The organism is Paenibacillus vortex V453 (assembly GCF_000193415.1).
GTDB classification, from domain to species: domain Bacteria; phylum Bacillota; class Bacilli; order Paenibacillales; family Paenibacillaceae; genus Paenibacillus_AQ; species Paenibacillus_AQ glucanolyticus.
The window spans coordinates 343,647-358,334 of record NZ_ADHJ01000025.1; the positions used below are offsets into that span (position 1 = coordinate 343,647).

Here is a 14,688-nt window from a genome sequence, read left to right on the forward strand (position 1 = left end):
CGTTACACGGAAGTCATGGAAAACGCCGAGAAGCACCGGTCCAACCAGTGCTTCTCGGCGCTTACGCAAACCCGACCCTATTCCTAATAAACCTGAGCGGCAGACATTCAAAAAGCGCTAGGCATATATCGATATGGGGGGATAAAGTTCCGGTAACTGATTGTTTATAAAGTGAACCATGCCAATAAATCGCGAAGATGACAGGTTCACAAGAACATCCACAACCTCTAATTCCGTCATCGCTTTATCCCTCCCCTTAAGCTTCCTTTTATATGAACACAACTTAGCATATCCATCAGTGAAGGTCAAGAATACGCGGAAGGAGACAGCTCTTGTCTCCCAATATCCCTGTTACCAAGTGGAAATTTCTGTTCGTTTCCACTTGTTTTCGGTCACGCAGACATAGACATATTCTTCATCCCATGCCATCTGACCCTGACTGCAGGCATCTGTAGAAGAAGCCGGCGTATATTTCTCGCGGATTCGAAGTTTGTCCCCGTTTACATCAAGCTTGGTATCAGGGTCATTCGTCCCTATTCCGACATGGCCGCTGCTGCGTTGAACGGTAAGCGGGGAATCAACAACTTCGCCATCATCGGCGTAACGCACAAATTGCAGATCGGCCCCGGAATTGTCACCCGATTCCTCCGAACTATCGGCCCGAATGGCCCATCTGGCTGTCGTCTCATTGTCCTCACCCGCTACACTGAACTGCATATCCCGGTTTGTTCCACTTTCCCCTGCTACTCGCAAAATGCCGCTCATGACATTGAAGTTCGAAGAATGAGTACGGATTTCACTTACATCGGTGTCAAAAGGGATCTCAAATCGAGTGAACAGCTGGTTCGGATATTCGCCGGTCGGCGACATGGTTGTCTCGAACGAGATATGCTTATGGTCTCGCTGCTCCGGATTGTTTGCCTTATCGTGCGAGATGATCGCCGTCTTGTCCTTACCCTTCTCGTCCATCCATACGATCGCGGGTTTGGCCCTTTCTGCGGTCCATTGGAGCCGAATCAGATCGGATTGATGCCCTTCTTGCTCGATCCACTTTTGGTCGGTGGATAAGTGGAGCCGCTCATTGTGGGGAACCCGAATATTGCTGCCGGATTGCTTGAGTTGCACCTGAGTTGTCTCATCTCCCTGATTCTGACCTGTACAGCCTATGCCAAGCAAGCAGATGCCTGCCAATGTAACCGCGATCGTCTTTAGTAATTTCATCGTATCCCTCCGTTTATCCGCTTCGGTTCTATTCGTGTTAATCAGCAGAAGACTTTGTCTGATCGTATTATATTCAGCGCCGGTCGTACACCCAATTCGCCGATCTTCCCGAAAAAATGATTCTTTCTATCTATCTATAAATGCGGACGATTTCGACCAGCACAAAGTCCTATTCAGCCGACATTTTGCGTGCTCACTCTTATTCAAGACCGAATAATTAAGCCTTGGGTCCGATTATCCTTGAATTCCTAACCTTTTGTGCTTACATAAGTTATTTCTGATTGGGGAAAGGTTAATGTATAGGAGACCGGGCTCTAGACAAAATATATTTGAAAAGGATGAATGCATCATGTCATTAAGAGTTTATATAAGTCCATCCAAGTATGTGCAAGGTAAAAATGCATTGGAAAAAATCGGAGAATACATGAAGGGAATGGGCAGTAAAACCATTGTGATTGCTGATGAAATGGTTTGGGGCATAGCCGGAGACAAGGTTGTACAAGAATTAGAGAAGGCAAACATTTCTTCTGAGAAAGTCATTTTCAATGGTGAAGCTTCCAAAATAGAAATCAATAGGATTGCAGAGATTGCAAAGAATGTTCAAGCTACGGTCGTTATTGGTGTGGGAGGCGGAAAAACTCTCGATACGGCAAAAGGAGTATCCGATGAAGTGAACGCCTACACGGTCATCATTCCAACTGCAGCTTCGACAGATGCCCCAACCAGTGCTCTTTCGGTGGTATATTCCGATGAAGGCACCTTTGATAGTTATCGCTTTTATAACAAAAATCCCGACCTGGTTCTTGTTGACACCAAAATAATCGCAGAAGCTCCGCCCCGTCTGCTGGCTTCTGGCATTGCGGATGCATTGGCGACTTGGGTAGAAGCAAGAAGCGTTATTGCTTTTGGCGGCCACACCATGGCGGGAGGCGTAACAACGATTGCAGGTGAAGCCATTGCAGAAAAATGTGAAGAAGTGCTGTTCAAATATGGCCACCTTGCCTATGAATCCGTGAAGGCCAAAGTAGTGACTCCTGCCTTGGAAGCTGTTGTAGAAGCGAATACCCTTCTTAGCGGATTAGGATTCGAAAGCGGAGGATTAGCTGCCGCGCATGCGATTCACAATGGATTTACTGCATTGGAAGGCGATATCCATCACCTGTCTCATGGGGAGAAAGTAGCATTTGGAACGCTGGTTCAACTAGCGTTAGAACAACATTCCTTAGAGGAAATTGAACGTTATATCGCATTTTATATTAGTTTAGGCCTGCCGGTTACACTAGAGGATATTCATCTAAAAAACGCTTCGAGAGAAGATATCATGAAGGTGGCACATGCTGCAACTACTAAGGGTGAAACCATCCATAATGCATTTAACGTTTCGGCAGATGATGTTGCAGATGCCATTTTTGCAGCGGACCAATATGCCAAAGCTTATAAAGATAAAATACGTAAATAGTGGCTTGGAACACTATGATTGCTAGCGGTTTTGAATTTAATAAGTGGATTAAAAAAGGATCAAGTTCTTGCTTCATTACGCAAGCGACTTGATCCTTTAATGTGGCCTATTAACATGGTTAACCGCTCGCCTGCACGGCGGCTTCTAGATTATCCACATGGATAATGATAGTAATCTTGTGCGTGCACTACTCTAAATCCTACCGATTCGTATAACCCCAGTGCTTGACCGTTTTTCGTTTCGACTTCCAAGTGCACCGAATATCCGGCCGAGCTCTGTTGTTTAACGATTTTACACAACACTTTTCTGCCTATACCTTGGCCCTGATGTTTCGGCAAGATACAAAATCCGTAAATCCACGCCTGTCCCTCTTTATGGCTTACCCGAACTTTGCCTACCGCTTCTTCGTTCACATCAATCATCAGGTTATCCGATTTATCCGTGAGGTAATTGCCTTCTGTCGCCCGGGCGTCTTCTTCATCCAATCCGAACGCCTCAACGGATAACCGTACACTCATTTCGTAGTCTTCCGATGTTGCCTGCCTCAGATTAATATCATCCGTTTCCGGAAGAGTCATTTCCTGCCACTCCATTTGATATTCCGAGAATGCATGCTCAGCGCCCAGTTTATTCAAGAATGCTCGGCCGGCTTCTGATCCTGCCGGTGCGTTCAACAAGATTCTCCTGTATCCGTTGAGCTTGACTTGCTCCATTGCTTGATGGAACAAGCGCGTGAAATGCCCCTTTCGACGCTCACTCACCTTCACCATGCCGCATACTTCAACTGTAGAACCGAAAGGATACAAGCCTATAAACGCTACAAGTTCGTCATGCTCATAATGAAAAAAATCCAGCGGGTCCGCTTCACGTGCTTCAAGCATTTCCCAGTTTAGCTTTAATTGCACATGATCATGAATTTCACACTCTTTTTGCAATTGTTCAATATCTTTCAGCTGTTGTGTTGTTAGCATTTTTTTCTCCTTTTATAGCCTCGATTATATTTGCGCAATACCATGGATATGGGACAATACGGTTATCGGCTTCTTGCCCGTGATTAACCGTTCGCCATCCGTATAACCCTCTTCACGTCCATCAAGCTCCTGCATGAGAACCACGCGCCAATGACGGATACGTTCTTGGCAACCCTCATCGGCAATGGCATTGTGCAGCTCTTTTGGATCATGTACCAGGTCAAAGAACTGCTCCTCCCCGGTTTGGGAAAACCAGATGTATTTCTCTTTCCCGTCGGTTACCCAGTGATGGGACTGAGCCCCCTGAGCATGCTCACCATGCAGATGCTGACGCCAAGCGGGATCGATCTGGCCCTCATTCTCTGCTAATGCGAGTCTCCAGATGCTCTTTCCTTCCACCGTTTCTGGTACAGGCACGCCGGCTGCTTCCAGAAGGGAGGGCATGATGTCCCGCAACTCCACAACAGAATCCGAAACCGCGCCCCTTTTTAAGCCTAATCGATTACCAGGGTCGTTGACAATAAACGGAACATGGGTGCTCCCTTCATACGGAAGAGACTTTCGGAACAAATGGTGGTCTCCCAGCAGCTCCCCGTGGTCGGATGTAAACAGGATCACCGTGTTGTGAAGCTCTCCATATTCATTCAGCGACTGCAAAAAACGGCCGATTTGATGATCGAGATGCGTGATCAGAGCGTAGTAGGCAGCCATCGCTTTGCGCAGACGGCGCTTCGGAACCAATCCACGTCCAGTTATAGGGGAGTATCCTGCCAATTCCGGGTCTTCCGTCCTTGCCCAATCACCAACCGGCGGCTCCGGTAAGTCAGCATCCTCATACAGATCCAAGTATGCCTGCGGGGGGTCGAACGGAGGATGGGGCCTGACAAAAGACATCCACAGGAAGAACGGCTTCCCAGGATCCCGTCGCCGTAAAAAATCAATGGATTGCGTCACCACCCAGTTCGTTGGATGCTGCATTTCCGCCAAATGCCATGGGCGGGCAACGGTTGATGAATTGCAGTCAAGACCAAGGTCAATCATGTCCGCACCAGGCACCCTCTCGCGGAGCCATTGTACATAGTCATCGACTTGGTCGTAATGCTGCTGCACCGGAATGCTGTGGTTGTTGCGGTTGTGATGCAGGTAACCATCATGAAGCATGACATTATGAAACCCCATCAAGTGGCGTGCGGGGTAAACGTGCATTTTGCCGATGCACTGCGTATGATAACCGGCTTGGGCCAATTCCCCCGGCAGCGTCTCCTTGTAATTCCATGGAACGGAGTCCTGATAACCAACACGCCCATGAGCCCGCTGCGATTGGCCGGTGAATATGGCTGCTCTCGCAGGCACGCGAGGTGGGGGTAGCAGAATACGCACGGCTGAATCGTACACCAGTCCTTGCGAGTTCGTCCAGATTAGGCGTTTCCACGACAGGGTGACCAGCAATGCTGAGGCAGTCATAACGCATCTGATCAACCGTAATAAGCAGCACATTGGGCCTTCCTTGGTTTTCTGTCGAATTCATCATCTATCCCTCCTCAGCTTATACACTCTTATCTATTAGATCTTACCATTATTTACATGCTAAAGACCCGTCTGCCTAGGTCAGACGAGCCTATTAAATTTAGAATATACGATTTCTTATCATTTGGCTTGATATTAAATGATCTATCCTTGCTTATTTCATATCCATCATGACTGCATTTCGTTTTCAACGCGTTTCATGAAGTCTTCTGCGGCACTGTAACCAAGTTGTTTAAGATACCAATTGTTAGCCGCCGCTTCGATCAGGCTGGCTACGTCGCGTCCCGGCTGAAGCTGAACCTCGATATGCGGAATTTGAATACCCAGGTATTCGGTGAACTGAGGCACGGCCTCCAGCTCATTGTTCAGTGAATTGTCCTGCCACGGAGACAGCTCGATATCGAGAACAATTCGCGTCTCGTCCTGAAACGCCGTGCGCCCGTATTGGCGTACAACATTGATCAGACCGATGCTTCGGAGCGCGAGGAACTCGCGAGTGGTCACATTATGCGTACCGAGAAGAGTTGTCGGACTAAGCTTTTTGAGAACCACGATATCGTCTGCCACGAATCGATGGCCTCTTCGGATAAGGGTGTGGGCGGTCTCGCTTTTGCCAATCCCGGATTTTCCCCTGAGCAGAATGCCGATGCCCGATACATTCACGCATACCGCATGGATCGACATCTCCGGTGCCAATGTCTTCACTAAATAGCTGTCCAGCTTGGCAATAAACTCGGTTGTTGTCTCTGCTGTCCGAAGCAGCGGAATGCCCTCCTGATCACAGAAAAGGGTCAGATAAGGAATCTCCTGCTGGCCGGACGTCACAATAAAGCACGGCGGGTGATATTTGACAATATTCCCGATATGCAGCTTCCGTTCTTCTATGCTTAGCGTTAATAAATAGTTAATTTCCTTGCGGCCGAGTACTTGTACTCGCTCCATGGGGAAAAAATCAAAATACCCGACAAACTCCAGTCCCGGTCTATGCGTCTGTGGACGGGTAATCAAGCGGTCCATGCAATTAGCACCTGCAAGCACTTCCAGATGAAACATGTCCGTAAGGCTCTGAACGGTGATCGACTTCATGTTGATGTTCTCCTCCTGCGGCTAAGGTGTACTTGTAATACGCCTAATATTTATTGCAGTTTCCGATATATTCAACAGACGACAAGTGTTCTCCTGCAAATGGTTGTCAAGGACGGTGCTATCCAAGTGCCGGGGGGCAAGAACTTATCAAGAACTTGTATCGTAAAAAATAAGAAAGCCGCCAATAGGGCGACCTTCATGCGGATATGCTTTCCCGTTCAACTCGGATCATTTTTACATGTACGAACTTCAAGATTTTTTTTAGCGCTTTTCTTCGGCTCAGAGTGCATTTCTCCCGAAAGCTTCAATCTGGGTTAATGCCGGATAAAGCGCTTCATCGCCTCTGATTAAGCGTTTAAGCACCAACCACTCTACCCTGCGGGGATGAATGTCAAAATACTGGATGCTTCGGCTCTTCACGGGATGCAGCCGCTCCTCTGAACCGTCGGAGAAAACAACCGTCACTTCCCTCCACCAGCTGTCATGAGGAAAATCGCCTCGCAATACAAGGCCCAGCCGATCCAGCTCAACCGTTCTTCCAAAATCCAGGGTCAGCTCCGCATCCGCTTGTTGATTAATTCCCCAGGATTGATACGGGTATGAGCCGTGACTGCTATTGGCGTAAATGCCGTCGATTGCATTGCGCGCAAAAAAGGTTGGATCATTCCTGGTTTCTACATTGGCGTGAGCATGCGGAAATGCGCTGGAATCATGCTTCTGATCATGGGCATTCAAGGCCAGATTCCGATATTGGCTAATCTCGCAGTCAGTTGCATACCGGGCAGTGACATAATGTTTCACTCCGACAAAAGCTTTCTCGGGATACGCTTGTTTATACGATAATGGAAGCTCGTATTCCCAGACGTTTCCCTTTACATATACCAGAGACGGATAAAGCGCTTCATCCATCTGAACGACCAAGTATCGATTAGGGTGCTCTAACGTAATTCTATACTTGTCGCCAGCGGCGTACTCCAGCTGCTGACAAGCCAGATAAGTGAATCCCTCTTCCTCCCGCTCCATCACGCTTCCATCCGAGTTGTGTGAGTCAGTATACTTCTCCACCCTGACAGCATCATCACAATTCAGCCATTCGATCTTGATTCTTGGCATGATATTCTCTCCTTGTTCGTGACATTAAATGAACCTAAATGAAATTAAATGAACCTATAGAAACATTATATATCGAACGAAACAAACACTAAAGCGTTTTTTCAGCAGCTTCCTTCAAACTTAAGCTAGACCGAAGCCAGTACAGTCGATATCCATGTACAAAAGTGAATCATTTATCCTCTCGTGGATATAATTTTTTTGCCCACCCGACAATAACCATTAGCTCCACTCCGAGCGCATGAATTCTTGTTTTAAGTTTCACCGAAAAATCAAAAGCCACCGCGCTTCCGCGATGGCTTTAACGTTCTTCTTTGATCATATTTATTTCGGGTTATGAAATAGGTATACCCTAACGCTGCCCATTCATAAACGTCGGCAATCATCACTTTCCGCCCTAACTTCGCGCTCTCCAAGGCAGCGAGCACCATCGCCATGCTGTAAACGTTGTCGCTGCAGTCGGTCTCCGGCTTGATACCCGCTTCAAGCGCGTTGAACATATTGTCCAGGCAGCCGTGATGACCGGTCTTTTCCATAACGGGCTGAGTCCCTTCTACCCGCTCATATTTTCGAATAAAATGGCCCGTTTGATCCCCGCTCGCCACAATCTCCGCATAAATCTCATCATGACCGTCCCAGATGGCAGTCCCCTTCTCTCCGGTTACCCGCCATGCCGACTCCCAGGAAGTCTGAGCGCCTTCGGCACACCAGGACCCCCGATAATTGAACACGGAGCCGTCCGACATTTCATATATGCATAGGGCCATCGCATTCCCGGCATACCAGGAGCCGGGCGGGTTAAACTCCTGACAGTACACAGACACCGGATCGGCTCCGCTGATCATTCGAGCCTGATCGAAGGTATGAATCGCCATGTCAAGCAGCAGCGGACTGTCCATCAGATCCCGGAATCCGCCAAAATGGGCACCGAGGAAAAAATCCGCCCCGACTAAAGCCCGGCTTCCCGATCGCTCCGCTGTCAATCAAGTCCTTATAGGCCCGTATTCGCGGGTCGAAACGGCGGTTCTGCATCACGGCATGCGTAAGGCCTGACATCTCGGCAAGCCTGACGATGTCCAGACATTCTGTCATTGTTTCCGCTAAAGGTTTTTCACTGAAGACATGACACCCACTGCTGAAGCGCTGCGGTGCTGATCCCGTAATGGCTGGCAGGAATGGTGACGTCGAATACTACATTGGCTTCAGTCGAATTAAGGGCCTCCGTAATATTCGTAAACGTAGGACAAGAGAGTTCATGCCGATCTGCAAATGCCTTTGCAAAATCCTCCTGGATATCGACAAGCCCCACAATCTCGACATTCCCTCGTCCCTTCGCATAATCGGCCCATGTATTCGCCATGCTGCCGCATCCTGCAATAACAACTTTAAACGCTGTGGTCATGTTTGCAAAACTCCCCCTGATCCAAGTTATCGTGTTATAAACCGTTTTCAATTCATCGTATTTACGGTTGAAATCACTCCGATATTGGCTTAATGTAAATGAAGTTACTTCATTATAATAGTGAAACTTAACAATATCTCTATATAACCTTGTGCAATACCACTCTTATCTTGCGGTCTGAGGTGAATTCCTATGTCCAATCCCAAAGAGCTTCACGAGAATACCAGACTCGACTATAAATCCTATCCAATCCAGGTATTCCACAACGTCTGTTCGAATGCATCCGCGAAAGACTGTGTCCTGTATCTCCACTGGCATGAGCACTTTGAGATCATATACATGCGCCAGGGACATGCCGTCTTCCATATCGATACAACCCCTTATCCTGTACAAGCCGGTGATGTGATCATCATTCCTGGCGGCAGCCTGCATGTGGGATATGCCCTTGAGGACGGCGACGTATCATTTGATTGTTTGGTGGTGAATGCGTCCCTCTTCAATGAGTTCCTTCATGACCCGATCCATGCCCGCTATGTCGCCCCCTTTATGGAAGGGCGATTGCGCTTCCCGGTGAAGCCAGCCGAGAGCCAGCCTGCATGTGCAGATTGCTATCCAATGCTGGATGAAATTATCGATGAACTGGACTCACGCCGCCCAGCCTACCAGCTCATTGTCAAGTCCAAGCTGTACACCCTCTTCGTCCTGCTCTCGCGCATCTTTTCTCCAGTTCAGTTGGCTGAGAAGACAGTGGAGCCGTATTTTGTGAATCGGGACCGGTATAAACAACTGATCCATCGGATCGAGTCCAGCATCGGCGAGAAATTATCGGTGGAGGATGCCGCAGCCCAGGTCGGCTTGAATCCCTTTCATTTTTGCAAAATGTTCAAACGTTTAACGGGACGCACCTTCGTTGATTTCGTCAACCTGACCCGAATGAATGAAGCGGAGAGGCTGCTTCGTGAACGGACATGGACCATCACGGAAATTGCCGGTATCGTCGGCTGCAGCAATCCGAATTATTTTACCAAGCTGTACAAACAGTACAAGGGCATGACACCCTCCCAGGCAAGACTGAATTAAGTCAATATACTCCTGAGAGCCATAGTAGTCCTAAGTTCGCAAGCCTCTCTCCGAACTCGGAACATAGCGAATATGCACCAATCATGCATGCAAAAAAAGACTCAACTCCCATCAAAATTGGCTGGAGTTTAAGTCTCTTTGAATTTTCAATACAACATCAGCTTTAAAGCTCAGTACGCCTTAGGAACCTCGACCTTCCTCGTCTTCCCGTCTCCATTCGTAAAATAAATATGCACGCCGTGGTCCTGATCATCCAGGAAATACGAAACGTACTTGCTCTCATCCTTCTTCATGGGAACCAGGAGAGTTGCAATCCGATGGCTTTGGGCCGACTTCGTCTTGGCGTGCAGATGCCACTGGTTATCAAGCCCCTCGATCTCTTCAGGCTCGACATCCGTGAATTGATTATGCTGATGCAGTGATAAATCGCCGGATGAGCTGTATACAAAGCGCCCTTCCATCTCTGCTTTGTCGCCCATCACCCGGAAGGTCTGCCCTGAGAGCTTCATCCGGTTCAGGGTATGGAATAACCACTCGATGCTGGCTAGTTTAACAAGGTCTACCGTATCCACAATAACAAAATAATCCTCATCAAAGAAGTAGATTTCGCGAACATATCGCTCCAGGTAAGGAACATTCTCCCGATAAGCCTGCGTTGCGTTCATTCGGGTATAACCATAACCCGGGGAAGCGTCCACGCGTTCAACCTTCCCGCCCGCTTCCATGCAGAGCACCTTGTCTTTTCCCGCATACTGTCCGTGGCCATCAATGAGAATATTGTTCGTGGAGCGCGTCTGTCTCCGCCAGTTCATATGCATCGAGCTTCCAAAGGCGATATAGTAACCGCTCTCAATAGCTAGAGGTTCGCCGTAGGCGTGCAGGAGAAAGCCATTCTGATCACCATGGCTGTGACTCATCGAGCCATAGCGGCTGCTCTTGGCCAAAAACATGATATGCTCATCCGGATCATCCATCCGGTGATGCATCGCCACCCAGTCGATATCCCGGAACCACTTGACGGCTTGAAGTGATCCGTCCTTCGATTCCGAAGTGTGGTCTAAGACAGAGGGAACCGCAACGGAAGGAGGAACGGCTTCTACCTGTGGATAATCATGCCGATACAGCATATCGTCAAACCGGAAATCCCACCAGCCGTAATTGTAGAATTTAGTATCGGGATCCGTATCCGCCCTGGCAACTTGTTCAAAATACCACTGGTAATGCCCGTTTCCGGTAATACCTGCAAACTGGCGAATATTGAACGCGGTCTTCAGACTGACCGGCTCACCGAGATAGGACTGGTCCCCGAAACTGGCGCGAATCGTATCCGGGCTGCTGCAGTAAAGTGGAAAGTCCCCCGTTCGCCGGAAGAACGGACGTTTGTAGAAATCAATCGACACATAATTACGAATGAGGTTCAGCGCATCAATCACAAAAGCCATGCCGGTCGTCCAATAAAGCGGCCCCTCGGCCCACCCTCCATCTTCTCCACCCCAAGGTGAATAGAGACAAGCATAGTATTCCAATGTGTAATCCAGCCATGCCTGTGCCCGGACCTCTTCATGAAGCATGGCGATACAGGCGGGCGCAAGCACGGAAGACAACGATCGAACCGCATGACTGTCATAAGGCACATGATGAATCTTCGATCGCTCCATAATATGAAAGGCTACCTGCTCCGTACGCCGCAGCAAGACCCCTCTGACTAGATCAATCTCATCAGCGCTCAGAACATCATGGAGCCAGTCATACCCCCACGCGATAGCACCGACCATGCGGAAGGCGGCTTCATCGTTGTAATCTCTTGACGTTGTACCTTCCGTATCCCAGCTCGCGGCATGAAGCAGCCAAGCCTTCGCTTTGGAAATCATGGTTTTATCCTGCAAAATAACCCCTGCCACGCTTAAATGCCGGATGGCATAAAGCGCTTCCTGGCAGTCCATGTACATTTTTCTCCACAGCTTCGCGACGCGTTTGTTGCCCGGGTAGCGCTCGGGTTCTGGAATTAACGGCTTATCAAGCCATGGCACCACCGATTTCTCGTAGAATGTCCGCCAGCCGCAGTAGTCATCATCGTTGCGCAGTCGCTCGCGAAATTCCTCCACCCCCCTCGCATCCAGCCACAGCCTCGGATGTCCGGTATTCGTGCCCTCATACCGCGCCGCCCGGCCAGGCAAAGGAGTTTTTGGAAGCCCCTCCGGTACATGAAACATGCGGGATTGACTCCATGAAGAACAGCTATTGCCATCCTCGGCTGTATAACCGGCTTGCTCGCCAATCAGCAATGCATAGCGCCAATAATAGGTACCGGGCTCCAAAGCATGATCCGGCGTATACAAATTGTAGGGGATCGGTGCTATCGTCGTTGTAACTTCCGTTTCAAATGAAGGCGAAGACGAGATTTGCAGCATGTACCGATCATTCTCAAGCTGTCCTGGCATCCAGGTGAAACGGGGAGGATTCTCTAACAGTTTCGTCTCTTCGTCTGGTTGATACGGTACGGACAGCAGTCCGCTTTTCGGTTCAAACAAGGTTTTCATCGAGTATCCTCTCCTTCAACCCGCTCTTTGTCATACCAAAATTCCTTGTGGTTGTTCCATCGGATAAGTTGAGCGATTCCCCATCCCCTGATGGCTTCCATGTCAGTGTGACCGGCTTGTCGCCTCTTCGGTAAACGGCAATGAAGCGGGCGCTGGAACCCGTCCGATGAAGCCGTATGCCTTCCATCCTGCGGGTGGGATCATCCGCAATTCCAGGTGACTCCACCTGGGAGCACACCATACCCTCGAAGGGGACAAAAGATACTGCCGCTAAAGGACCCGACGCTCGGGCGATATGAAGATCCAACTGAAGGCTGTCTTTAGACATAAGGAGCCTGCGGTGTTCTTTTATATACGCATACCCATCCTGACTTCCGAAATTGGTAGTTCCAGGGTCTCTGACCGCATCCGCCCCCCCGCTCACCTTCCCGCTGCCTATATAATGAAACCACCAATCGATGGCCTGAGGCTCTTCCAATTCAACTTCGAACCAATCCAACAGCCAGTCTTCCGTCAATAGGAGATGCCGGTCCAGAACGCCTTGATCGTAGGCCTGATCAGCCCTGACCCAAATATACGACCAGTCCGAAGCCGCTTGGTACGCCATGCACTTGCCTTGCGACGGAAGCTGGGAGCGCCCACCCACTGTCACGGTATTGTGGCTGGCGGTATGGGGATACCACTCTTTTTTCAGTACCGATCCATAAGGGACCGTACCACGGTCCGGGGAAAGAGGGTGATGCCCCACATGAAGCATTAGATTAAGCTTATCGAAGTGACCATGCGCGCCTCCATGAGGACCAAAATCAACAAGCGCTTGGATTCCACTCGTATCGTTAGTCCTTAACCGTGCGAACCCGCTGTCCGGGAGTACCAGAGAAGGCACTGCACCAGCGGTCGGATCCATCGTTGCAACGCCTCGGCCTTCGGATGCTTCTGACACCTCAGATGTTTCTTCTGTTTCGGGCGCTTCAGATGCTTCAGATGTTTCGGGAACTTCTGATGCTTCAAACGCTTCGGGCTCATCGGGCTCTTCGAGCGCCTTGGATGCTTTCGAGGCTTCCGGGGCCTCGAATGCTTCCCATACTCCTTGTACCTCCCTTCCCTCTCCTCGTCTCCCATCATGAACATCCTTCACGCCCGGAGCGGCCGTTCCGATTCTTCCATCCCACCTGCCCGCACCGTACAGCAGGGCTTCCAGCATGCCGATCCTGCCATTGTCACCGTTCATTTCCCTATATACATGGGTTAACAGTCCACGATAGCCCTGATCTCCATATACCGATAAACCGATCTCCACAATCTCGGCAATTTCACGCGCATAGGGAACCCTTCGGTAGGGACCATCGTGAAGAGCAGGCAGCATTCCGTTCTGGTCTGCCAACCGAACCAATACCGTCAGCATGCCCTGCATGGATTGACCTTGCTCCCCTCTCAGGGAATACAGCCCTTCCCCCATCCTGTCTCCCATCTCGGCAGCAATCAGATAAGCGCGGAGGACAAATACGTGATAGTAAATGCTGCCTTCGAATTCGAGCTGATCCGGTCGGACGGCTATAGTGAGATGCTGCCGCAGGCCGCCCTCCTTCTCCAACAGATGTTTGAGCTTATCGGATTCGCCGCGCACCGCATAAATACAAAACAGGGCGGCAATCAACCACGCTGTGTAATTGTTCTCGGGATCCCCCCGCTCTTGGGTCAAAATGTGATGGTATTCCGTCATGCTGCTCTCCAGCATCTGGAGGAATGAGTCCATCTTCTGCTGATCTGCTCCATCAAGCAGAACACCCTCATCACGCAAAAGCAGGTAACCGCGAAGCAGTGTTGTGGCCCATATGGCTTCGGTTAAAGCCTGATGGAACGCCCTCCCCTTCAGCATCCAGGGCTGCGCCTCCGGATGTACAGGATACAGCGGAAACTGCTCTGCATACCGTATGATCAGTCTTTTTCCAAGCTCAGCATATGCCCTCTCTCCCGTGGCGGCATAAACCGCGGCAGCTTGCAGAACATATCGGGCCATGGCCTGATGCTTGAACACAAGCCACGCTCCCCGATAGGGCTCCCCTTCCCATTCACATCCGTAAGGGCAGAGGAATGTTCTTCCATCGGCTTCAAGCGGATCAAACACCAGCTCCGTATGATGGCGCGGGCACACATACTGGTGCCACCATCCGCCGGGATCAACGGGAATATCAAGCGCACGTTCGATAACTTGATCAAGCTCAGCCTTAAGAATATCTACTGTGCGTTCGCCCCACCCATAGGAGCCCAACTTCGCCGCCACCTTCATCC

Annotated in this window: 8 protein-coding genes and 2 pseudogenes; 2 read left to right on the forward strand and 8 right to left on the reverse strand. The window is 49.7% G+C overall.

The window, feature by feature from the left end; all coding sequences use genetic code 11:
• Positions 1-351: 351 nt before the first annotated feature.
• Entirely contained in the window at positions 352-1,221 is an 870-nt protein-coding gene (locus tag PVOR_RS16505; RefSeq protein WP_006210531.1) for a hypothetical protein, read from the reverse strand.
• 349 nt (positions 1,222-1,570) lie between these two features.
• Here PVOR_RS16505 and PVOR_RS16510 point away from each other — a divergent pair, with 349 nt between their 5' ends.
• Positions 1,571-2,680, forward strand: coding sequence for a glycerol dehydrogenase (locus tag PVOR_RS16510; protein ID WP_006210532.1), 1,110 nt, complete (start codon positions 1,571-1,573; stop codon positions 2,678-2,680).
• 149 nt (positions 2,681-2,829) lie between these two features.
• Here PVOR_RS16510 and PVOR_RS16515 read toward each other — a convergent pair whose 3' ends face one another.
• The 5 genes and pseudogenes from PVOR_RS16515 to PVOR_RS16535 form a co-directional block, all read right to left on the reverse strand.
• Positions 2,830-3,651 (reverse strand): GNAT family N-acetyltransferase, encoded by an 822-nt coding sequence (locus PVOR_RS16515; protein WP_006210533.1) that lies wholly within the window; start codon positions 3,649-3,651, stop codon positions 2,830-2,832.
• A 24-nt stretch (positions 3,652-3,675) separates the two neighbouring features.
• Positions 3,676-5,182, reverse strand: a pseudogene (locus PVOR_RS16520) (arylsulfatase).
• Between the two features lie 164 nt (positions 5,183-5,346).
• Positions 5,347-6,264 carry an HPr(Ser) kinase/phosphatase gene (gene hprK / locus PVOR_RS16525; RefSeq protein WP_006210535.1) on the reverse strand — a complete coding sequence of 306 codons (918 nt, stop codon included), beginning with the start codon at positions 6,262-6,264 and terminating at the stop codon, positions 5,347-5,349.
• Between the two features lie 279 nt (positions 6,265-6,543).
• Positions 6,544-7,377 carry a hypothetical protein gene (locus PVOR_RS16530; protein WP_006210536.1) on the reverse strand — a complete coding sequence of 278 codons (834 nt, stop codon included), beginning with the start codon at positions 7,375-7,377 and terminating at the stop codon, positions 6,544-6,546.
• 371 nt (positions 7,378-7,748) lie between these two features.
• Positions 7,749-8,776: pseudogene (locus PVOR_RS16535) on the reverse strand (Gfo/Idh/MocA family protein); the annotation flags it as partial.
• A gap of 192 nt (positions 8,777-8,968) precedes the next feature.
• Here PVOR_RS16535 and PVOR_RS16540 point away from each other — a divergent pair.
• Positions 8,969-9,856, forward strand: coding sequence for a helix-turn-helix transcriptional regulator (locus PVOR_RS16540; RefSeq protein WP_006210537.1), 888 nt, complete (start codon positions 8,969-8,971; stop codon positions 9,854-9,856).
• Positions 9,857-10,026: 170 nt separating this feature from the next.
• Here the strand turns inward: PVOR_RS16540 and PVOR_RS16545 are convergent, their stop codons facing one another.
• The gene (locus PVOR_RS16545) at positions 10,027-12,396 is read right to left on the reverse strand and encodes a DUF4962 domain-containing protein (protein ID WP_006210538.1); all 2,370 of its coding nucleotides are present in this window, start codon (positions 12,394-12,396) and stop codon (positions 10,027-10,029) included.
• The gene (locus PVOR_RS16550) at positions 12,380-14,686 is read right to left on the reverse strand and encodes a heparinase II/III domain-containing protein (protein ID WP_006210539.1); all 2,307 of its coding nucleotides are present in this window, start codon (positions 14,684-14,686) and stop codon (positions 12,380-12,382) included. The genes PVOR_RS16545 and PVOR_RS16550 overlap by 17 nt, the downstream gene beginning before the upstream one ends.
• Positions 14,687-14,688 lie beyond the last annotated feature (2 nt).

Excerpts from the sequence above, each read along its gene's own strand:
- PVOR_RS16505 (WP_006210531.1), bottom strand. The coding sequence starts at position 1,221 with ATGAAATTACTAAAGACGATCGCGGTTACATTGGCAGGCATCTGCTTG.
- PVOR_RS16510 (WP_006210532.1), top strand. The coding sequence starts at position 1,571 with ATGTCATTAAGAGTTTATATAAGTCCATCCAAGTATGTGCAAGGTAAA.
- PVOR_RS16515 (WP_006210533.1), bottom strand. The coding sequence starts at position 3,651 with ATGCTAACAACACAACAGCTGAAAGATATTGAACAATTGCAAAAAGAG.
- hprK (WP_006210535.1), bottom strand. The coding sequence starts at position 6,264 with ATGAAGTCGATCACCGTTCAGAGCCTTACGGACATGTTTCATCTGGAA.
- PVOR_RS16530 (WP_006210536.1), bottom strand. The coding sequence starts at position 7,377 with ATGCCAAGAATCAAGATCGAATGGCTGAATTGTGATGATGCTGTCAGG.
- PVOR_RS16540 (WP_006210537.1), top strand. The coding sequence starts at position 8,969 with ATGTCCAATCCCAAAGAGCTTCACGAGAATACCAGACTCGACTATAAA.
- PVOR_RS16545 (WP_006210538.1), bottom strand. The coding sequence starts at position 12,396 with ATGAAAACCTTGTTTGAACCGAAAAGCGGACTGCTGTCCGTACCGTAT.
- PVOR_RS16550 (WP_006210539.1), bottom strand. The coding sequence starts at position 14,686 with ATGAAGGTGGCGGCGAAGTTGGGCTCCTATGGGTGGGGCGAACGCACA.